At 73.4% G+C, this 20851-nt stretch carries 17 protein-coding genes; 2 read left to right on the top strand and 15 right to left on the bottom strand.

The window, feature by feature from the left end; all coding sequences use genetic code 11:
- Positions 1-7: 7 nt before the first annotated feature.
- The 9 genes from ACN27J_RS30830 to ACN27J_RS30790 form a co-directional block, all read right to left on the bottom strand.
- Positions 8-1198, bottom strand: a complete 1191-nt coding sequence (locus ACN27J_RS30830; RefSeq protein WP_421371650.1) for a lantibiotic dehydratase C-terminal domain-containing protein — start codon at positions 1196-1198, stop codon at positions 8-10.
- Positions 1191-3875, bottom strand: a complete 2685-nt coding sequence (locus ACN27J_RS30825) for a lantibiotic dehydratase (protein ID WP_421371648.1) — start codon at positions 3873-3875, stop codon at positions 1191-1193. The genes ACN27J_RS30830 and ACN27J_RS30825 overlap by 8 nt, the downstream gene beginning before the upstream one ends.
- Positions 3872-4627, bottom strand: coding sequence for an ABC transporter permease (locus ACN27J_RS30820; protein WP_421371646.1), 756 nt, complete (start codon positions 4625-4627; stop codon positions 3872-3874). The genes ACN27J_RS30825 and ACN27J_RS30820 overlap by 4 nt, the downstream gene beginning before the upstream one ends.
- Position 4628: 1 nt before the next feature.
- On the bottom strand, positions 4629-5558 hold the full coding sequence (locus ACN27J_RS30815; protein ID WP_421371644.1) for an ABC transporter ATP-binding protein: 930 nt from the start codon (positions 5556-5558) through the stop codon (positions 4629-4631).
- Positions 5559-5700: 142 nt separating this feature from the next.
- Positions 5701-5889: a thiazolylpeptide-type bacteriocin gene (locus tag ACN27J_RS30810; RefSeq protein WP_123600435.1), complete on the bottom strand. Its 189-nt coding sequence runs from the start codon at positions 5887-5889 to the stop codon at positions 5701-5703.
- A gap of 81 nt (positions 5890-5970) precedes the next feature.
- Positions 5971-6159 (bottom strand): thiazolylpeptide-type bacteriocin, encoded by a 189-nt coding sequence (locus ACN27J_RS30805; protein ID WP_278167721.1) that lies wholly within the window; start codon positions 6157-6159, stop codon positions 5971-5973.
- A 193-nt stretch (positions 6160-6352) separates the two neighbouring features.
- The gene (locus ACN27J_RS30800) at positions 6353-7255 is read right to left on the bottom strand and encodes a 3-methyladenine DNA glycosylase (RefSeq protein WP_421371642.1); all 903 of its coding nucleotides are present in this window, start codon (positions 7253-7255) and stop codon (positions 6353-6355) included.
- A gap of 37 nt (positions 7256-7292) precedes the next feature.
- Entirely contained in the window at positions 7293-7802 is a 510-nt protein-coding gene (locus tag ACN27J_RS30795) for a hypothetical protein (protein WP_421371640.1), read from the bottom strand.
- Positions 7799-11302, bottom strand: coding sequence for a diguanylate cyclase (locus ACN27J_RS30790; protein ID WP_421371638.1), 3504 nt, complete (start codon positions 11300-11302; stop codon positions 7799-7801). The genes ACN27J_RS30795 and ACN27J_RS30790 overlap by 4 nt, the downstream gene beginning before the upstream one ends.
- 276 nt (positions 11303-11578) lie before the next feature.
- Between ACN27J_RS30790 and ACN27J_RS30785 the strand changes: the two genes are divergently transcribed.
- Positions 11579-13123 (top strand): S8 family serine peptidase, encoded by a 1545-nt coding sequence (locus tag ACN27J_RS30785; RefSeq protein WP_421371637.1) that lies wholly within the window; start codon positions 11579-11581, stop codon positions 13121-13123.
- Positions 13124-13173: 50 nt separating this feature from the next.
- Here ACN27J_RS30785 and arfB read toward each other — a convergent pair whose 3' ends face one another.
- From arfB to ACN27J_RS30760, 5 genes are all read right to left on the bottom strand, one after another.
- Entirely contained in the window at positions 13174-13602 is a 429-nt protein-coding gene (gene arfB / locus ACN27J_RS30780; RefSeq protein WP_421371635.1) for an alternative ribosome rescue aminoacyl-tRNA hydrolase ArfB, read from the bottom strand.
- Positions 13603-13648: 46 nt separating this feature from the next.
- A complete protein-coding gene (locus ACN27J_RS30775) occupies positions 13649-14545 on the bottom strand; it encodes a S1C family serine protease (protein WP_421371633.1) in 897 nt (298 codons plus the stop codon).
- A gap of 66 nt (positions 14546-14611) precedes the next feature.
- Complete coding sequence (locus ACN27J_RS30770; protein ID WP_278167714.1) at positions 14612-15574, bottom strand: VWA domain-containing protein; 963 nt, start codon at positions 15572-15574, stop codon at positions 14612-14614.
- Positions 15574-16578, bottom strand: a complete 1005-nt coding sequence (locus tag ACN27J_RS30765; RefSeq protein WP_421371631.1) for a DUF58 domain-containing protein — start codon at positions 16576-16578, stop codon at positions 15574-15576. The genes ACN27J_RS30770 and ACN27J_RS30765 overlap by 1 nt, the downstream gene beginning before the upstream one ends.
- Positions 16575-17621 carry an AAA family ATPase gene (locus ACN27J_RS30760; protein ID WP_123600426.1) on the bottom strand — a complete coding sequence of 349 codons (1047 nt, stop codon included), beginning with the start codon at positions 17619-17621 and terminating at the stop codon, positions 16575-16577. The genes ACN27J_RS30765 and ACN27J_RS30760 overlap by 4 nt, the downstream gene beginning before the upstream one ends.
- Positions 17622-17897: 276 nt before the next feature.
- Between ACN27J_RS30760 and ACN27J_RS30755 the strand changes: the two genes are divergently transcribed.
- Complete coding sequence (locus ACN27J_RS30755; protein WP_421372629.1) at positions 17898-18833, top strand: endonuclease/exonuclease/phosphatase family protein; 936 nt, start codon at positions 17898-17900, stop codon at positions 18831-18833.
- Between the two features lie 98 nt (positions 18834-18931).
- On the opposite strand, the gene cimA is transcribed toward ACN27J_RS30755, so the two are convergent.
- On the bottom strand, positions 18932-20536 hold the full coding sequence (gene cimA, locus ACN27J_RS30750) for a citramalate synthase (protein ID WP_421372627.1): 1605 nt from the start codon (positions 20534-20536) through the stop codon (positions 18932-18934).
- Positions 20537-20851: the final 315 nt, after the last annotated feature.

Genomic DNA, 20851 nt, shown 5'->3' with positions numbered 1-20851 from the left:
CGAGGGCTCATTGGACTGCCACCTCCTGTGCGGTCGCGGCCAACCTGGTCAGGTAGCCGTTGATCCGTTCCTGCCAGGTGATCCCGGTGATCCGCTCCGCCGCCCGGCTCAGCAGGTAGGCGGCCAGATAGCGCTCGGTCGGCCGGACGTCCAGCAGACCGAGCAGCAGGTACAGCACGTTGGTGGCGAACCGGTAGGTGACGAACTCCCGCTCGTACGGAACCCGGTCGAAGTCGATCTGCCGCAGCAACTGGTGGTACTCGCTGTACTCGGTCCGGTCCGGATGCCAGCGGCGTACCGTGTCCGGGTCGCCGATCTGCTCGGCCCGGTCCAGGTAGCTGAACGCCGGCACCCGGGGCAGTTCACCACGCTGGTACGCGGCCCCGGTCACCTCGGCGGCGGACACCGTCCACTGTTCCCACCCGCGTTCGGCCGGGTCCAGGCCCGGACCCGACTCCGACCCCGAGCCTGCCGCGTCCGTCGGGGCGGCCAGCCGGGCGACCAGGGCGGTCGCCGAGTCGGCGGAGCGCCGCCACTGGGCGTCGAACGCCGCCCGTACCCGGCCGTCCGGGTCGTTGAGCACCAGGAACTCCTCCAGATGCGACAGGAACGACTGGTGGCCGTTGCCGAGCCCGAGCGGGTAGCGGCTGGCGTGCAGCGCCATCGCGGTCAGGCAGGTCCGTACCCGGGCGGCGGCACTGTCACCGGCGGCGGCCAACCGGTCGGCGGCGGCGCTGACCGCCGGCACCCCGAGGCGCAGCAGCTCGGCGCGGCACTCGACGGCCTCGGCTGAGCCGAACAGGGTGGCCATCGCGCTGTCGTCCACCGGCTCGACGCGGACCGTGTTGTCCGGGTGGATCGGCTGGTACGGCGGCGGCACCAGTTCGATCCGGCCGGCCTGTTCGGCCTGCGCCAGCAGGTCGGCGACGCTGATCTGCTCGGTGCTGGGCCGCTCGGCGAGGTGCCCGCGCAGCCGGTGGGCGACCGCGGCGGCGACCACCGCCAGGTCCGCCGGATCGGCCTGGTCGCGGCGGGCCAGCCGGATCCGCAGGTGCGGGCCGTGCAGCCAGTGCCGTTCCAGGTGTACGGCGACCCCCTGCTCGGCGGCCCACCGGGCGGCCGGCAGCACCGCCGAGCGCAGCAGCGGCAGCTTGGTCGGCGAATAGTAGTAGCTGACGATGTCGAGGGCGTCAGTCATGGCCGCCCCACCCCTTCCGATAGGTTTCGGCGACCAGCTCGACGACCCGCCCGTGCGGGCTGCCGGTCCCCGGCACCGGCAGCGCCTCCTCGATGCGCACCGGACCGTCGTGACGGCCGAGCAGCCGGGGCAGGTTCCGCAGGTGCAGGGCGTTGTCCAGGTCGACGTACTGCGGTTTGGGCAGCGACAGGTAGCGCTGGTAGTCGTCCGGGCCGCCGCGTACGTCGACGCCGGCGGCGGCGACGAACACCTCGGCGGGCAGGCCGAGTCGGGCCCGCCAGCTGCTGACCGCGTCGAACGGCACGTCGCCGTCGCCGTCCAGGTCGGCGCGCAGCCGCTGGGCGGCGTCGGTCGGCAACGTCCAGGACCGGCGGCTGAGCACCAGGTCGTGGTAGCGCAGCCGGGTCCGGTGCCGGGCACCGGCCAGCTCGCCGGTCGGGGCCAGCAGGCCCGGCCCGACCAGTCCGCTGCTGAGGTCGAAGTGCAGCGGTACGGTCCGGTCCGGCATCACGAACGGGACAAGGAACCCGAGGTAGAGCACGTCCAGGTCGGCTCCGGTGTCGTCGCGGACCAGCCGCACCTGGTCGGTGACCGGGTCGTGGCGCAGCCCGACCCGGTCGGCGAGCAGGTCGGCCCACCGGCCGTCCTCGCCCACCTCGTGGTCGACCAGCAACGGGTGCAGGTTGGCGTTGAATCCGGTGACCGGGCGGAACTGGGCCACCTGGGCGTGCCGCCCGGCGGCGGCCCGGATCTGCGCGGCCAGCTGCGCCTTTGCCTGCGGCGCCACCAGGTCCAGGAACCGGCTGGTGAACCGGCCCCAGCCGGCGTACACGTGGTTGAGCACCAGCAGGTCGTCGTGGTCGCGGCGGGCCGGCTGGACGAAGAACGCGTACGAGGCGGGCCGGGCGGTGACCCAGGCCGGCAGCGCGGCGGCGGCGTCCCGGACGATCTCCTCGGGCAGGGTGAACTCGGCCGCGTCGGCCGGTGCCGCCGCCCGGATCCGGGCCAGCAGCCCGGCCCGGGTGTCGGCCAGCTCCCGCAGCGCCGGAGTGACCAGGTCGGCGAACTCGGGGTCGGGGTTGATCACCCCGGACGGCGAGACGAGGTTGTACGCCCGCCACACCTGGCTCATCTCGGTGGAGAAGTCGGCGGCGCGCTCGCAGCGTCCACCGACGCCGTACCGGGCGACGAAGCGGTCCCGGACCAGCCGACGCAGCGGCAGGTACTGGTCGAACAGTTCGACCAGCCCGGCCAGCCGGGGCAGCCGGTCGGCGGCGGCCCGACCGTAGCGCCGGCCCAGCCGGACCGGTTCGCGCAGCGCCACGTCCTCGGCCAGCACCGGCGCGTCGTACCAGGGCAACCCCACCGCCTGGTACGCCGACCGCCAGGTGTCGCGCAGCCGGCCCAGGGCGGCGGCCCGGTCACCGGCCGGGACGGCTCCGAAGCCGCTGGTCTGCTCGTCGATCGCGGCGAGCAGGTCGGCCAGGTCGGCGCGGTGCTGCCGGTCCAGCCAGTCGGCGAGGTGCCGGACGGCCTGCGGGTCCTGCGGGTCGACGGGTTCGACGGCGAGCAGCAGCCCGGCGTCGAGCACCTGCCCGACGTAGCGGGTCGCGGCGGCGGTGGTCCGCGGCGGACCGCCGGGCAGCCGGCGGGCCAGTTCGGCGACCAGGTCGCCGGGGGTGATGCCGGCCGGCCCGGCGGCCCGGGTCCGGTCGAGCAGCAGCCGCAGCGGTCCGGTGCAGGCCAGCGACACCTCCTCCTCCAGCACCGAGATGACCCGGTCGACGCCCTGCACCGGGCGGTCCCGACGGAACGTCAACTGGTCGCCGGTGACGGTGATCGCGGCGGCCAGCCGGTGCGGCACCGTGTCCCGCAACCCGGGGTCGGCGATCACCGCGGCGAGCAGCCGGGCCAGCAGCGTCCGGTTGGCCTGGGCGACGGCCACCGGCTGCCCGCCGGCCGGGTCGGCTCCGACAGCCGGGTCGGCCGGTGCCGCCCCGCCGGCCGGGTCCGACGCCGTGGTCCAGTTGCCCCAGGCGACGTAGGTGAACCAGGACAGCGGGCTGGTCTTCGCGGTGGCCCGCAGCGCGTAGCGCAGCGCGTTGGGTTCGGACTTGCGGGCCCGACTGTCCGGGTTGGCCCCGCCAGCGGCCGCCCGGTCGATCCCGCGCAGCAGGTCCGCGCCGGTGAGGGTGACCGCGCGGCGCAGTGGTTCGGCGGCGCAGACCTCGGCGAGCGCGGCACGCTCCGCGCCGAGCGCGCCGGCGGCCAGCTCACCGAGCTCGGCCCGCACCTGCGCGGCCTGGCGCATGACGGCCAGCCAGGCCGGCAGGTCGGGCACCCGGTCGAGCAGGCCGCCGAGTTCGGCGACCCGGTCCGGCCGGGGCAGCCGTCCGTTGTGCACGTCGCGGCGCAGCGGCAGCACCGCCTTGCGGTGGAAGTCGGCCGGGTGTCCGTCCGCGCTGGCGTAGAGCGCGTCGGCGAGCCGGGGGGCCAGCTCGGTGATCCGCGACCGCAGTTCGACCAGCCGGCGCAGCGCGGCACGGAACTCGCGGGCACCGTCCGGGGTCGGCGGGTACGGCAGCGCGGCCAGCCGGACCAGCGCGTACGGCGCCAGGGTGGGTTCGGTCGCCGGCCGCCGGTCGGCGGTGGCCGGGACGACGGCGGCCTCGCTCATCCGTACCGCACCCCCTCGTCGCGCCGGAACGCGGCGCGGGCGAGCAGGGCGAACAGGGCCGTCCAGCCCAGCAGCAGGAAGGCGATCCAGTTCGGCCCGATCAGGTGGTCGGCCCGGTCGATCAGCGCCAGCACGAAGTACTGGTACTGGTAGGTGGGCACGTACGGCACCACGGCGTGCAGCGCCGACGGCAGGAAGTCGATCGGCACGAACAGCCCACCGAAGAACGCCAGCAGCATGAACAGCAGGTTGGCCAGCATCATCGCCGGCTGCGGGGCGAACCGGTAGCCGATCGCCATGCCGAGCAGGCCGAACGGGACGGCGCCGAGCACCACCGCGCCGAGCCAGACCGGCCAGGCAGCCAGCGGCAGCCGCAGGTCGGTAGTGAACGCGGCGACGACCAGCAGCGGAATCCAGCTGACCACGTTGAAGCCGAGGACGTAGACCAGCCGGCCGGCGAACCGGGTCAGCGGGGACAGCGGCAGCAGCCGCAGCCGCTGTTCCCACGGGTTCTCCCGGTCGGCGGCGACGCCGGCGGCGAGCGAGGCGACCGTGACGTTGAGCGTGGTGTAGAGCAGGAACGGGGTGATCGCGTACTCGCTGCCCAGCCCGAGGTCGGCGAAGCGGTTGGCGTTGACCAGCCCGAACAGCAGGAAGAAGACCAGCGGGAAGCCCAGCGCGGGGGCCCAGTAGGCGGGCATCCGCAGCGTGTCGAGGGCATGCGCGCGGGCGTGCAGCAGAACGTAACGCATGTCAGGCCACCTTCTCGGCAACGCGGATCCCGGGCCGGGTCACGGCACTCGGGTCGGTGGACCGGCTGATCGTGCGGATCGCTTCCTCCAGGCCGACCCGCTCCACCCGGATTCCGGTGAACGGCACCTCGGCGCGGACCAGTGCCCGGACGGTGGCGTCCGGGTCGGCGGTGTAGATGTGGGTCCGGTTGCCGACGGTCTCCACCCGGTCGGCGGGGCCGGAGACGGCGATCGGCGGCAGCGCGCCGGTCACTTCGATGTCGACCAGGTGCAGCCCGACCTCGGCGACCACCTCGGTCACCGCACCGGTGCGGGCGATCTGCCCGCCGGTGACCACCACGACCTGTTCGGCGAGGTGTTCGGCCTCGGCCATGTCGTGGGTGGTGAGCAGCACCGCGCTGCCGGCGGCGGCGACGGCGGCGATCGCCGTCCACAGTCCGTCGCGGCTGTCGGCGTCCAGGCCGGTGGTCGGCTCGTCGAGGAAGAGCAGTTCGGGGCGGCCGACCAGGGCGGTGGCCAGGGCGACCCGGCGGCGCTGACCACCGGAGAGGCTGCCGCACCGCTTGTTCAGGAACGGGCCGAGGCCGAGCTGCTCGACCAGGTCGGCGCGGGGCACCGGGTCCGGGTAGTGGGCGGCGACCAGGGCGAGGGTCTCGGCGACGGTGAGCCGCCAGGGCAGGGCGGTGCGCTGCGGGGTGAGGCCGAGGCGGCCCTTGATCCGTACGTCGGCGGGGTCCCCGCCGAGCACCTCGACCCGACCCGAGCCGGGGCGGCGCAGACCAGCGAGAATTTCGATCATGGTGGACTTGCCGGCACCGTTGGGGCCGAGCACGGCGGTGACCCCGGCGGGCACCACGAGGGAGACCGCGTCGAGCGCGACCACCTTGCCGTACGTCTTGGTGACACTGTCGAGACGGGCGAAGACTTCCACGAGCACTCCTTGGGCATGTGACGGGCGGAGGGGGCGCACCGCGCCCCCTCCGCTCGATCGAACTGACGTGATTCGCCCTGCCTCGGCTACCGGCAATCCCTGACACTGCCGGTCGTGCCCTCGGTCGGGGCGGTGACTGGCGTCAGAGCGCCGACTGCTCGACCTCGGCGCAGGAGGCGCAGCACGAGCTTGCACCGCAGCAGGAGCTGGAGCTGCAGCTCGACGAGCCGGAGGAGGCCCCGGTCTCGGGCAGCGCGGCCGAGTCGCGGATGGAGCTGACCGACAGCTCGTCCAGCTCGAGGTCTTCGACGTCGATGATTTCGTCGGACATGTGATGCACCTTTCGGGAGAGGTTCGCCTCGCACGGTCGGCGAGGACGTCGGTGACCGGCGCCGACGGTGGCGCCGGTGGATCAGGTGACGTAGCAGCAGGAGCAGGAGGCCCGACCGCCGTCGCCGGCCGAGGACGCTCCGGTCTCGGGCAGTGCCACCGAGTCCCGCATCGCGGTGACGGTGAGTGGCCCGAGGTCCAGCCCGTCCACGTCGATGTCCAGGTCGTAGTCCTGGGTGGCATCCCAGGACGTCGACAGTTCCGCCAACATCGCGCACCTCCTTGTCGGCCCGGGAGCCGTTCGCTGGGCCGCTCCTTGACTTCCACCTGACGTTCTAGCTTGTTGCTGCGCTTGAGATTAGTTGAACGTCTAGGTCCGGTCAACCATTGGAGTTGACTGAATTAGGGCAGCGGTCAGCAGGCGACCACGATTGGCACAGAAAGCTGATGGTGAGTCGGAAATGTCAGCTCAGCTGATCCGACTGACCAAACCCATCGAATCGGGCGATACACCGCAACAGGCGGCCCCGCAGTACCGCGGCCCGCTCGGCGAACTCCCGCTGCATCGTCGCGTACTCGGCCCGACCCGCCGCGGTCTCGATCCGCACCGGCGGATAGCCCAGCTCCCGCAGGTCGTACGGACTGGCCCGCATGTCCAGGTCCCGGATGTCACGGGCCAACTCGAAGCAGTCCACCACCAGCTCACCGGGAACCAGCGGACTCAGCCGAAAGGACCACTTGTACAGATCCATGTTGGCGTGCAGACAGCCCGGTTGTTCGAAGTCGGCCTGGTTGGCGCGCTGCGGGGAAAGCAGGTTCAGCGGCCGGGCCGCAGGCGTGAAGAATCGGTACGCGTCGAAATGGCTGCACCGGATCCGCTGGCCGTCGACGAACTCGGCGACGCCGGCCGGACTCATCCGCAGCGGCCACCGGTGGTGGCGGACCTCGTCGGCGGTTTGCCGGTAGACCATCGCCCACTCGTGCAGACCGAAGCACCCCAGGTGCGCCGGCCGGGTCGCGGTGCGGGCCAGCAGATCCCGTACCCAGGTGACGAACTCGCCGCGCCGGGCCAGCAGCCCGGTGGTGTCCACGGTGACCGCTACCTCGTCACCACTCGGGACCGCCCGGTAGTCCCGGCCCCACTGCGCCGGCTCGGTGTCGGCGAGCCGCACCCCCGCCCCCGGATGCCAGCGACGCAGCTGCGCCGGCCGGTACGCGTAGTAGGTGAACAGGAAGTCGGCGACCGGATGCGACTCGCCCCGGCGGCGGCGCTCCAGGTGCCCGCCCACCAGCCGGTCGACGCGCTCGGCGTGCGCGTCGCGGCGCCGGGTCCAGGTGGCCCGGTCGAGCAGGGTGTCGGTCACCACCCGACCAGGGTAGGCCGGCCCGGGTAGGCCGACCCGGTCAGTCCCCGTCGACCGGCTCGTCGTCGACCGGCTCGTCGTCGGCCCGCCCGCCGGCCCGCAGTACCGCGTCCGGCCGGCAGAGCACACTCACCCGGTAGGACAGCCCCAGGTTGGACCAGATCTCGCCGCGCAGGGACAGGCAGATCCCGACACCGGGCTCGCCCTCGGGGTGCTCGAAGAAGTCCACCGTCGGTGCGGCGAGCGCGCCGACCAGCCCCTGGGTCTGCCGGGCGGTGGCGGCCACCTGCACCAGCCCGCCGGTCACCTGGATCTCCACGTCGTCCAGGGCGTCGACCGCGTACCAATGGGTGTCCGGCAGGAACAGCTGCACGTCCACGCCGCGGCGGGTGTAGTCGGGGCCGGCCAGGCCGGTGTCGTCCGCCGGACGGTCACCGAGCCACGCGGTGCCGGCATAGTCGGTACGCAGCCGCTGCGCCTCGGAACGCCACTCGGTGACCAGGGTGTCGAGACGGGGTTGGGCGGCAAGGTGGACAGCTGCTTCGATCACCCCCGGGACCCTAGCACCGTGGCCGGGTCCCGGGGTCCCTCCGGTGCGCAGTCCAGTGCCTGGTCGACGACCAGGTCCAGCGGGGTGGCCACGCCGGTGTACCAGGCAGCGTCGAACGAGTCACCGCTCAACGCGCGCCGGGCTGCGGCCAGTGCGGCGTCCCGCCGCTGCTGCACCGCCACCGGCGCGACCAGGCCGAACCGGTACCGCAGCGAGTCGACTGCGGCGAGGATCCGTACCGCCAGGGCCGGATCGTCGTCGACGGTCACCTCGGCCACCGTCTCCAACGAGGTGGACAGGTCCGCCCGGTCCCCCAGCTCGAACCGCCGTTCCAGGGCCGCGACGAACAACCGCAGTGCGGCCGGCCGGTCCCCGCCGGCCAGCTCGCACTGCCCGAGATGGTGCAGCGCGACCGCCTCGCCGAACAGGTCCCCCAGCCCGGTGGCCAGGTCGAGCGCTTCCCGGGCCACGGCGGCCGCGCCGGCCGGGTCCGGCCGGGCGAGCAGGATCTCGGCCAGACAGGTCAACCCGAGCAGTACGCCGCGACTGTTGCCGGCCTCCCGCTCCAGCGCCAGGCACTGGTTGATGTGCCAGTCGGCGTCGGCGATGTCGCCGGCCCGCAGACAGACCTTGGCAAGGTTGCCGAGCGCGATCGCCATGCCGGGCTTCGCCCCAAGCTCGCGCCACACCTCCAGGCCGTACCGGAAGTGTTCGCCGGCCTCGTCGTACCGGCCAGCGAGCATCGCCGCGACGCCGAGGATGTTGCGGGCCTGCGCGACGCCTTCGGCGTCGCCGGCCTGCTCGGTGAGGCGCAGGCACTCCCCGCCGAGTCGGGCGGCGGTGGCGGTGTCGTCCTGGGTGGCGGCCAGTACCGCCGCCGGGTAGAGCAGTTGGCGGCGATGCTCCACGGCCAACCCGGCAGGGGCGGAGAGCAGCCGGTCGAGCCACTGTCGGCCATCACGGATCTGGTTGCCGTTGCGCCAGTACCGCCACAACCCGAGGCACAGCCGAGTCGCGGTGGCCAGGTCGTCGGCGGCGAGTGCATGCTCCAGCGCGGCCCGCAGGTCCGGGTATTCCTGGTCGAGCTCGTCGGCCCAGCGGCTCTGCTCCGGCCCGGCCATTCCGGCGGCCGCCCGGTCCGCCAGCCCGGCGCAGTACGTCAGATGGTTGCGCAGCTGCCGGGCCCGCTGCCCGGCGGTGCACAGCTGCCGGGCCCGGGTCTGGATGGTGTTCAGCATCGCGTACCGGCGGGTGCCGGACCGGCCGGTCACCGCCACCACCAGGCTCTTGCGGACCAGCGCCTCCAGCGCTTCGGCGACGTCGTCGACGGCCGAGGAGCCGGCGCCGGCCACCGGCCCTGCCCCGGCCACCGGCCCCAGCCCGGCGACGGCGGCCACGGCAGCTGCCGTCGGCTCGGCGGTGAAGACGGCCGCCGCGGTGAAGACGTCCCGGTGCGCCGGCTCCAGCAGGCCGAAACTCCAGTCGACGGTGCCGTGCAGGGTCCGCTGGCGGGCCGGTCGGTCGCGTGGCCCGGGGCCGAGCAGGTCCAGATGCGGGCCGAGCCGGTCCAGCAGCGCCGCCGGGCTCAACTGGTCGGTACGCGCGGCGGCCAGCTCGATCGCCAGCGGCAGGCCGTCCAGCCTGCGGCACAGCTCGGCGACCGCCGGCAGCGCGTCGGCGGTCAGCCTGAAGTCCGCGTCAGCCGTCCGGGCGAGCTGGTCGAACAGGGCGATCGCCGGATGCTGCGCCACCGCGCGGGCGGCGGCCGACGCCCCGCGCGGCAGGTCGTCGAGCCGGGGCAGCGGCAGCGGCGGCACCCGGTAGACCTGTTCGCCGTAGATACCCAGCGGCTCCCGGCTGGTGGCCAGCACCCGAACGCGACCGGCGGCGGCCAGCAGCTGACCCAACGGCGGGCCGGCGGCCAGCGCCTGTTCCAGGTTGTCCAGCACCAGCAGCAACTCGGTGTCCGCGGTGTGGTCGACCACCGCGTCCAGCACCGCCTGCCCGGCACGCACCGGCACGTCCAGCGCGGCGGCGACCGCGGTGAGTACCTCCGTCGCGGTGCGGCTGGCGGCCAGCGCCACGAAGCACACCCCGTCGTCGAACCGGGGCGCGAGGCTCGCGGCCACCGACAGCGACAGCCGGGTCTTGCCGATCCCGCCGGCCCCGACGAGAGTGACCAGCCGGCTGGTCGCCAGTAGCGCGTCGATCCGGGCGACGTCGCGGTCCCGGCCGATCAGCGGGGTCAGCGGGGCCGGCAGCCGCACCCGGCGCCGTGGCCGGCCGAGCAGGTCCGGGCTCAATGTCCAGCCACCGGTGCCGGAACCGACCAGACCACGGCGGCTACGCACCCGGTCGAGCTCCCGGTCGGCAGCGGCCGGTAGCCCACCGGTCTGCCGGACGAACCAGTTCACCAGGGTCCGGCTGGGCTCGCCGCGCAGCGCGGTCCGCAACCAGATCCGGGTCGTCGCCGGCGACCACGGGGTCAGCTCGATCTGCTCCAGCTCCGGCAGGTGCACCCCGCCCGGACCGACACCGGGCAGCGGACCGGGACCGGTCACCGTGACCGGTTCGCCGGCACCGACGGGTCCGGGCGGCCGGGCCGGCCGGGCCGTTTCGGTGCTGGCCTGCACCAACCCGAGCACGGCGGGCAGCAGACTCGGACGGGACCAGACGCGCAGCAACTGTGGGACCCGGTCGACGGCGGCGAGGTCGGCGATCAGCAGAACCTGGTCGGCGAAGACCGGCAGCGGCAGCGGCTCCGGCTCGGGTGGCACCGCGACCACGGCGAACCCGCGCAACGCGGCCAGCCGGGCGGTCTCGGCGAGGAAACGGGTGTGCCCGGCACCGCGCTGCCCGTGGACCCGGGCCGAGCCACGGCCGGTCACCTGCAGCCGGGTCAGAAACTCGTGGGTACGGCGCAGCGCCTCGTCGCGTTCCCACAGCCGGGATCCGGTGTCGTCGGCGATCTCCACGTCGTCGGCGACCGCACTGTCGCGCCCCCGCCGTTTGGCGAGGTAGTTGCGTCGGTCGGCGTGGTCCAGCAGGTGCTCGGCGGTGGTGCCGTCCGCGGGGGCGGTCGCCACCCCGAGACTGACCGTCAGATGCAGCGGCGGGTCGCCGGGAAACTCGGTGTTACGGATCCGTTCGGTCAGCCGCAGGGCGAGCCGGACCGCCTCGGTGCGTCCGGTCTGCGGCAGTACGACGACGAACTCGTCGCCGCCGTACCGGAACAGCACGTCCTGCGGCCGGCAGGTGGCGCGTACCCGCTCGGCGAGCTGGCGGAGCACCCGGTCGCCACGCAGGTGACCGTAGACGTCGTTGACGGTCTTGAAGAAGTCGACGTCGAACAGGAACACCCCGCAGGGGTGCCCCGCCCGGCTCAACTGGCGTCTGAGGAATGGCTCAAGGGATGCGCGCTGACGGGCTCCCGTGACCGGATCGGTCGCCGCCACGTCGTACGTCTCACCGCCCTCGTCACCACCGGCGTACCGGGTCACCGGACCCGCCTGCCGCGACCTGGTGGGCCGACGGGCGTGTCGGCATGGTTAACGGGTGCCCTCTGTGTACGGCACCACCGAATTGGATGCTATCCGTCAGTCACCGGGCATGGGAGTCCACCGGCCCGACGCACGTCCTGCACGATAGGAGGATGTTCGTTCTCACCCGAGAGGTTTCTGCTACGTAACATGTCCACCGTGGTGCCGGGGACGCGTCCCTATCAGATGGACCCACCGGTAGCCATGATCTTGTTATTCGTCAGGAGGATCGCACCGGTGCCGACGATAAGCGCTGTACGCGAACAGCGCGGATACCGAAAACAAATCGCTGCACTGTCGACGGTCGTGGTGCTCGCCGCCACCGTGGCAGGCGGGCCGGCGGCGCGGCCGGCCGGCGCACCGGACGGTGTACCGGCCGGGGGCTTCGCCAGCCTGTGGAACGGCTCCCCCGGCATCGGCCAGGGCACCTCGCTGGCCGACGTGCGCAGCATCGTCGGTGCGGACACCCCGGCGACGGCGGCACTGGACGGCACCGGGATCGGCATTGCGATGATCGACACCGGGGTGGTACCGGTCCCCGGCCTACCGGCGAACCGGCTGGTCAACGGCCCGGACCTGTCCTTCGAGTCGCAGGCGACGAATCTGCGCTGGCTCGACACCTACGGGCACGGCACCCACCTCGCCGGCGTACTGATCGGCGACGATCCGACCAGCGGCGCGCGCGGGCTGGCGCCGAAGGCGAAACTGACCTCGGTCAAGGTCGGTACGGCCAACGGCGCGGTCGACGTCTCACAGGTCATCGCGGCGGTCGACTGGGTCGTCGCCAACCGCAACCACGACCCCACCCATCCGATCCGGGTACTGAACCTGGCGTACGGCTCCGCCGGCAACCCGGCCTTCTGGACCGATCCGCTGCACTTCGCCGTCGAACAGGCATGGCACGCCGGGATCGTGGTCGTGGCGGCCGCCGGCAACGACGGCAACGGGTTCGGTCGGCTGGACAATCCGGCGACCAACCCGTACGTCATCACGGTCGGCGCCAGTCTGACCAAGGGCACGCTGACCACCGCCGACGACGAGCTCGCGCCGTTCACCAACCTCGCCACGGCCGGCCGGCAACTGGATCTGCTGGCCCCCGGCGAATCGGTACTGTCGCTGCGCAACCCAGGCTCCAACGTCGACAACCACTACCCCGGCGCCCGGGTCGGCAGCACCCTTTTCCGGGGCACCGGCACCTCGCAGGCGGTCGCGGTCACCTCGGCCGTCGCCGCGCTGCTGCTGCAGGCCAAGCCGTGGCTCACCGCCGACGAGGTCAAGCAGGTGCTGGTGGAGAGCGGTACCTTCCTACCCACCGGCGGGGGCGCGAACCTCGGCCTGCGCAGCATCAACCTGAACGCGGCGCTGACCTACACCCCGGTGTGGCAGCCGCAGCAGTGGACCAGGTCCGACGGCCACGGCCCGATCGACGCGTCCCGGGGCACCAGCCGAGTGGTCCGCAACAACGTGACACTGCAGGGCGAGCAGAGCATCTTCGGCCCGTTCAGCAGCCCGGCCTGGGCCAGCCAGTCCGCGGCCCGGACCGCCTGGTCCGGCGGCGTCTGGCTGGGCCATCGGATGGCCGCGGACGGCTGGACCGGCACCTCCTGGGCCAGTCGCACCTGGGGTGGCGCGGTCTGGACCTCGCCGTCCTGGGACGGCTCCGGGTCGTGGGTGGACCCCGCCTGGTCGAGCCACTTCTGGTCCACCGGATCGTGGACGCCGGGCGACTGGGGTTCGCACTTCTGGTCCACCGACAGCTGGGCCAACGCCTGCTGGTGCTGACCGGGCCGAATAGCTGACGGGCCGAATAGCTGGCCGGGCCACGTACCGGGTCAGTCAGGATCGCCGCGGCGCAGACGCTTCGTCTGCGCCCGGCGCTTCTTGTCGCTGATCCGCCGTTCCTTCGCCGCCCGGGACGGCCGGGTCGGCCGACGCGGCGGCGCCGGCGGCGCGATCGCCTCCCGCAGCAGCGCGGACAACCGGTCCCGGGCCGCGGCCCGATTCGCCAACTGGTTGCGGTGCTCGCTGGCGGTGACCGTCAGCACCCCACCGACCAGTCGGTTGGCCAGCCGCTGCACCGCCCGCTGGCGCAGCCACGGCGGCAGCGCGGCCGAGCCGGCGACGTCGAACGACAGCTCGACCCGCGAGTCCGCCGTGTTGACGCCCTGGCCGCCGGGTCCGGACGAACGGGAGAACCGCTCGGTCAACTCGCCCGCCGGGATCACCACCGAGTCGGTGACCCGCATCTCGCCTGCCGCCATCATCCGACAGTACCGCCGCCCTCGGCACCGACCACCTGCGCGGTGGTCAGCCGCCCCGCCGGATGATCTCGTCGGCCGTCTGCTCGGCCCGGTGGATCGGGATGGCGAAGCCGATGCCGATCGACCCGACACCCTCCAACGTGGCGATGGCGGTGTTCACCCCGATCACCTCGCCGTCGACGTTGACCAGCGGCCCGCCCGAGTTGCCGGGGTTGATCGACGCGTCGGTCTGCACCGCGGTCTGCCGCCCGCCGTTGCCGAGCATCACCTCACGGTCCAGGGCGCTGACGATCCCGGCGGTGACCGTGCCGGACAGGCCGAGCGGGGAGCCGACCGCCAGGACCGACTCTCCGACCTGGGTGGCGCCGGGCTGGGCCAGGGCCAGCGGACGAAGACCGGCGGACGACGGCACCCGCAGCACCGCGATGTCGCTGCCCGGGTCCCGGCCGACCACCTCGGCGACGAGCCGCCGACCGTCCTGGGCGACGACGCTGACCTGATGGCCGTTGAGCGGAGTCCCCGGTTCGCTGTCGCCGTCCAGAATGTGGTCGTTGGTGATGATGTGATGCTGGTCGTCGATCGCAAAGCCGGACCCACCGGAGATCATGCTGCCCCGTTCGACCTGGACCGACACCACGCCGGGCAGCACCTTGGCCGCCGCCGCCACCAGATCCGGCGACACCCCGGGGGTGGCCGACGGCGACGGCAGCGCCGCCGGCTGTCCCGCGTCGCCGCCCCAGCCGGCGACCACCGCGCCGGCCAGCCCGCCGGACGCCGCCGACAGGGTGAGCACCGCGGCGACGGTCAGCAGCCGGCGGCGCCACCGTCGCGGCGGGGTCGGTGCCGGCGGTACGGCGGAGCCGTCCAGCCCCGGCCAGCGGTCCGCGTCCGGCGAGACGAACCACGGGCCACGCGGCTCGCCCAGCCCGGTAGGCACAGACATCGGGCTCCTCCTCCACAGGTCCAGATCGGGTCTCGCGCGGGGGTGGCGCGGTCGGGGTGGCGCGGGTCAGGGCAGCCGGGAGAACCACAACAGCGAGGTCCCGGCGGCGGCCACGGCGAGCAGTAGCCCGAATCCGATGAACCGGGCCGACACGTCGGCCAGCTCCAACCGGTAGCCGACCGAGGTGCCGATGTCGGCGTAGACCGCGCTCAACTGACTGCTGCTGGCCGCCTCGTGGTAGGCGCCGCCGGTCAACTCGGCCACCGCTTCGAGATTCTCGCCGTCCACCGGCACCCGCAGCGGCCGGCCGCCGCCGTAGTCGATGTATCCGGCGGCGGTCCCGACCGAAATGGTGTCGATCGGGATCCCGGCCTCCACCGCCTCGGCCGCCGCCGACTCCGGCGACCGCCCGGAGGTGTTCGCCCCGTCGGACAGCAGCACGATCCGGGCCGGCGGCACCTCCTCGGCGGCCTGCGCGTCCAGCGACCGGATCGCCTCCAACGACGTCTTGATCGCCTCGCCGATGGCGGTGCCCTGGGCCCCGGTGATCCCCTCGGCGAGCCGGTCGATGCCGGCGCCCAGCGCCTCCCGGTCGGTGCCCGGCCCCACCAGCACCGAGGCGTTGCCGGCGAACGCCACCAGGCCGACGTTGAACTGCGCCGGCAGGTCGTCGACGAACTCGTGCGCCGACCGTTTGGCCGCGCTCAGCCGGTCCGGTCGTACGTCGTTGGCCAGCATCGAGGTGGACACGTCCACCGCCACCATCACCGTGGCCCGTTCCCGGGGCACCCGGACCTCGTCCATCGGCCGGGCGAACCCGGCCACCAGCAGCGCCAGCATCGCCAGGAACAGGCCGGCCGGCAGATGCCGACGCCAGGCCGGACGCTGCGGTGCCACCCGGTCCAGCAGCCGCAGGTTGGTGAACCGGACCGCGTACCGGGCACCGCGCCGTTGCATCAGCAGGTAACCGCCGGCCAGCGCGGCAACCGCGGCGAGCAGCCACAGCCGCTCCGGGGACTGCCAGGTCATCAGAGTCCTCCTGCCGGTACCGGGGCGGGACGGGCCGGTGGGCAGCCGGCCAGTTGCCGTTGGCGGTGCACGTGCCGGACGATGTCGGCCACCCAGTCCCGGTCGGTGCGCAGCGCCAGATGGGCCGCGCCGGCCCGGCGGATCGCCCCGGCCACCTGGCCACGCTGTTCGGCGGCGGCCTCGGCGTACCGTCGCCGCAGGTCCTGGCTGGCGGTGCTGATCTCCCGGCGGCGGCCGGTCTCCGGGTCCTCGACGGTGATCACCCCGACGTCGGGCAGGTCGAGTTCCCGGGGGTCGGTCACCTCGATCGCCAGCACCTGGTGCCCGGCGGCGAGCCGGCGCAGCGACCGTTCCCAGTCCGGCCGGCCGGCCGGATCGTCCGGCAGTCCGTCCAAGAAGTCGGAGACCACCACCGCCAGCCCACGCCGGGTGGCCGCCCGCCGGAGCCCGTCGATCCCGTCGGCCAGCGGCGGCGGCGCGTCCCGGCCGGACCCGCCGGCCGGTACCCGGGGCGCCGTGAGCAGCGCACGGAGCAGATGCAGCAGATGGTCCCGGCCGGTCCGGGCCGGGAACCGACGGATCCCGCCCGCCCCGATCACCTGCGCCCCGACCGCGTTGCCGGTGCCGGCGGTCAGGAAGCCGACCGCGGCGACCGCCGCCACCGCCAGTTCCCGCTTCTCCAGCTCGCCGGTGCCGAAGTCCATGCTGGCCGTCCCGTCGACCAGCAGCCAGCAGGTCAGCTCCCGGTCGGCGTCGACCTCGCGGACGTGCGGCACGGTGGTCCGGGCGGTGACCGCCCAGTCCATCCGGCGTACCTCGTCCTCACCGGGCCGGTACTCCCGGCTGCCGGCGGGTTCGCTGCCGGCGCCGGGCAGCAGGCCCAGGTGCTGGCCGTGCAGCAGGCCGTCGAGCCGCCGGGTGACGGTCAGCTCCAGCCGGCGCAGCGTCTCCGGTGGGGTCAGCTCCGGCAGGGTGGCCGGGCCGAGCGGGCCGTCGCCGGTCACGCGACGGCCGCCAGTCCGGGGCGCTGGTCGTGGGCCGGCGCGATCCGCGGCGGCGGGACCACCTGGATCAGCCGGCGGACGATCGACCCGGCGTCGACGCCGTCCGCGACCGCGTCGAAGGAGAGCACCAGCCGGTGGGCGAGCACGTCGGTGGCGAGTTCCCGGACGTCCTCGGGCAGCACGTAGTCGCGGCCGCGCAGCAACGCCAGGCCCCGGGCGGCGGCGACCAGGCCGAGGGTGGCGCGCGGGCTGGCACCGTACGCCAGCAGCCCGGTCAGCTCCGGCAGCCCGAACAGTTGCGGGCGGCGGGTGGCCAGCACCAGCCGGACGATGTACTCGGCCAGCGCGTGGTGGACGAACACCTCCCGGGCCTGCTGCTGCATGGCGCACAGGGTGGCCGCGTCCAGCACCTGGCGGGGCTGCGGGCGGTCCACTCCCATCCGGTAGAGGATGCCGAGCTCCTCCTCGTCGGTCGGGTAGTCGACCACGACCTTCATCAGGAACCGGTCGCGTTGCGCCTCCGGAAGCTGGTATACCCCCTCGGACTCGATCGGGTTCTGGGTGGCCAGCACCAGGAACGGGTCCGGCACCGGGTAGCTGCGGCCGCCGATCGAGACCTGCCGCTCGGCCATCGCCTCGAGCAGCGCCGACTGCACCTTGGCCGGCGCCCGGTTGATCTCGTCGGCGAGCACCAGGTTGGCCATCACCGGTCCGAGCTCGACGTCGAACGACTCGGTCGACGCCCGGTAGATCCGGGTGCCGACGATGTCGGAGGGCACCAGGTCGGGGGTGAACTGGATCCGGGAGAAGCTGCCGCCGACGGCGACCGCGAGGGTCTGCGCCGCGAGGGTCTTGGCGATCCCCGGTACGCCCTCCAGTAGGCAGTGCCCGTTAGCGAGCAACGCGGTGAGCAGCCGCTCGACCAGCCGGTCCTGCCCGACGATCACCCGTTTGACCTCGAACAGCGCCTGCTCCAGCGCGGCTGCGGCCGGAGTGGCGTCGGCTGGCTGTTCCGTACTGACTTGTGGCTCGGTCGTCGTCATCGCACCGTCCTTGACGCTGGTCGCCAATCGCCGGTCGGCCCCGCGGTGCGGGGCCACTGCGGCGCCGGCCGGGGAGTGCCCCGGATCGGGCCGTTCTAACGCCGGGATCCGTCTCCGACCGGGTGATTGACCAGCCGGGGTGGTACGACGACACCGAACCGGGGTGGCACGACCGACACCGGACACACCGGATACCGTTCCGGCGTGAGCGCGTCGCAGACCAGCCCCACCCCGCAACCCCCGGCCAGCACCAGACGCCGGCCGGCCGGTTGGCTGATGTGGCCGGTGGTGCTGCCGGGGCTGCTCTGGGCGGTGCTGCGGCTGGCCGGCTGGGAGTACGGCCCGCTGGTGCAGCTGCTCGCGTTCACCCCGTACGTGGCGGCGTGGACGGTTGTCCCGCTGGCGGTGGCGGTCTGGTCCCGGCGGTGGTGGGCGAGCGGCGCCGCGCTGCTGGCGGTGGTGTCGTTGGCCGTCGCGGTGCTGCCCCGGGCGGTGCCGGACGGCGGCCGGACCGCGACCGCCGCCGACGGGGTCACGGTCCGGGTCGCCACGGCGAACCTGCTGGCCGGGGCGGCGGACCTGACGGTGCTGATGGAGTTGCTGCGCCGGGAGCGGGTGGACGTGCTGGCGATGCAGGAGTTCACTCCGGCGGCCGAGGCCGAGCTGGACCGGCTCGGCGTCGGCGACCTGTTGCCGTACCGCCGGGCCGATCCGGAGGTGGGGACCACCGGGTCGGCGGTCTACGCGCGCTGGCCGGTCACCGACGACGGGGTACGGCGCAACGTGGGCGGCTTCGCCCAGTCGTACGGCACGGTCCGCCCGCCGGGCAGCGGGCCGGTGCTGGTCGAGTCGGCGCACCCGATGGCGCCGTTCGCGCTGCACACCCTGCCGTCGTGGCGGGCCGACCTGGCCGGGCAGCCCCGCCCCGACCCGCAGGGCCCGCCGCGAATCCTGGCCGGCGACTTCAACGCCACCCTGGACCACGCGGCGCTGCGCCGGCTGATCGCCACCGGCTACGTCGACGCCGCCGACGCGACCGGCAACGGGCTGGTCGGCACCTGGGGGCCGTACAGCGGTAGCCCGATCCCGCCGGTGACGCTGGACCGGGTGCTGGTGGACGGCCGGATCGGGGTGCGGTCGGTGACCGTGCACCGGGTGCCCGGCAGCGACCACCGGATGGTCGTCGCCGGACTGGTGCTGCCAGCCGCTTGACCCGGACCGCCCGCCCGGGGCCAGGGCAGGTCGGCCCGGGGCCACGGCAGGTCGGCCCGGGGCCAGGGCAGGTCACCGTTGGCCCCGGGCCGGGCAGGTCAGACGCCGGTGATGGTCCGGCTGCGGGCCAGTCCGTAGGTGAGCGCGTCGACCAGGGCGTGCCAGCTGGCCTCGACCACGTTCTCGTGCACCCCGACGGTGGTCCAGTCCCGGGCGTTGCCGTCGACCGTCTCCACCAGCACCCGGGTGATCGCCCCGGTGCCCTGGCTGCCTTCCAGGATCCGCACCTTGTAGTCGGCCAACCGGAAGTCGGCCAGGTCCGGGTAGTGGCTGCGCAGCGCCACCCGCAACGCCTCGTCGAGGGCGTTGACCGGGCCGTTGCCCTCGGCGGTGGCGATCACCCGCTCGCCGCGTACCCGGACCTTGACGGTGGCCTCGGAGACCACCGCGCCGTCCTCGCGGTGCTCCACCAGCACCCGGTAGGACTCCAGGGCGAACGGCCGGGTGGTGACGGCACCGGTGTCGGCCGCCAACTCGGAGCGGACCAGCAGCTCGAACGAGGCGTCGGCGGCTTCGAAGGACCAGCCGCCGGCCTCCAGCTCCTTGACCCGCTTGGTGACCCGGGACAGCGCGTCCGGATGGCCGGCCAGGTCGACACCGAGTTCACGGCTCTTCAACTCGATGCTGGCCCGGCCGGCCATCTCGGTCACCAGGATCCGCATGTCGTTGCCGACGACCGACGGGTCGACGTGGTTGTACAGCAACGGATCCACTTTGATCGCACTCGCGTGCAGCCCCGCCTTGTGGGCGAAGGCGGCTGCCCCGACGTAGGCCTGGTGGGTATCGGGGGCGATGTTGGCGATCTCCGCGATGGCGTGCGAGACGCGCACCATCTGTTCCAGGCAGCCGTCCGGTAGGACCGGCAGCCCGAGCTTGAGTTGCAGGTTGGCGACGACTGCGAACAGGTCGGCGTTGCCGGGGCGTTCGCCGTACCCGTTGGCGGTGCCCTGGAAGTGCCGGACGCCGGCCTCGACGGCGGCGATGGTGTTGGCCACCGCGCAGGAGGTGTCGTTCTGGCAGTGGATGCCGAGCCGGTCGGCGCTCAGCCCGGTCCGGTCGAGAAGGTCGGCGATCGCCGCGCCGATCTGCGACGGCAGCATCCCGCCGTTGGTGTCGCACATCACCACGACCTCGGCGCCGGCGGCGGCCGCCGCGCTGACCACCGAGGCGGTGTACGCCGGGTCGTGCCGGAAGCCGTCGAAGAAGTGTTCGCAGTCGAGGAAGACCCGCCGGCCCTCGGCGACGAAGTGCGCGACCGTGTCGGTGACCATCGCCAGGTTCTCCGCACCGGTGGTGCGCAGCGCCCGCTCGACGTGCCGGATGTCGGACTTGGCGACCAGGCAGACCGCTGGCGTCTCGGCGTCCAGCAGGGCCCGTACCTGCGGGTCGTCGGCGACCTTGACGCCGGCCTTGCGGGTGGCACCGAACGCGACGAGTACGGCGTGCCGCAGGTCGAGTTCGGTGCGGGCTCTGCGGAAGAACTCGGTGTCCTTCGGCATCGCACCGGGCCAGCCGCCCTCGATGAAGCCGACGCCGAAGTCGTCCAGCAGCCGCGCGACGGCGAGTTTGTCGACCACCGAGTAGCTGATGCCCTCACGCTGCGCACCGTCGCGCAGAGTCGTGTCATAGACCTGGAAAGTCATCTCGATCCTTTCGACGGACATCCCGTACCACCCGCTGCTCGCGCCGGGCCGTCCTCACCCGCTCGTCCGGCCGACCTCGTACGGCCAACAAAAAGACCCCCCGCGGATGCGGGAGGTCTGCGCGCTCGGCGGACGGTTGCCGGGCGCGCTAGCTGCCAATAATGAGTACGAGGCGAGTCACGCAGGGTACTTTGCCACCGACCGCGCCCGGACCGGTAGTCGAATCCACATCGCGGGACAGCGGGATCGTCCGAGGTCAGGTGTACCGATCGAGCGCCATGGGTATTCCTGGGACGACGACGCAGTCAGTTCCGC

Origin of the sequence: Solwaraspora sp. WMMB762, from assembly GCF_049179115.1 — a bacterium.
In the GTDB taxonomy this organism is placed as follows: Bacteria; Actinomycetota; Actinomycetes; order Mycobacteriales; family Micromonosporaceae; genus Micromonospora_E.
Note: the sequence above shows the minus strand (reverse complement) of the source record. Positions and strands in the feature narration are given on the sequence as shown.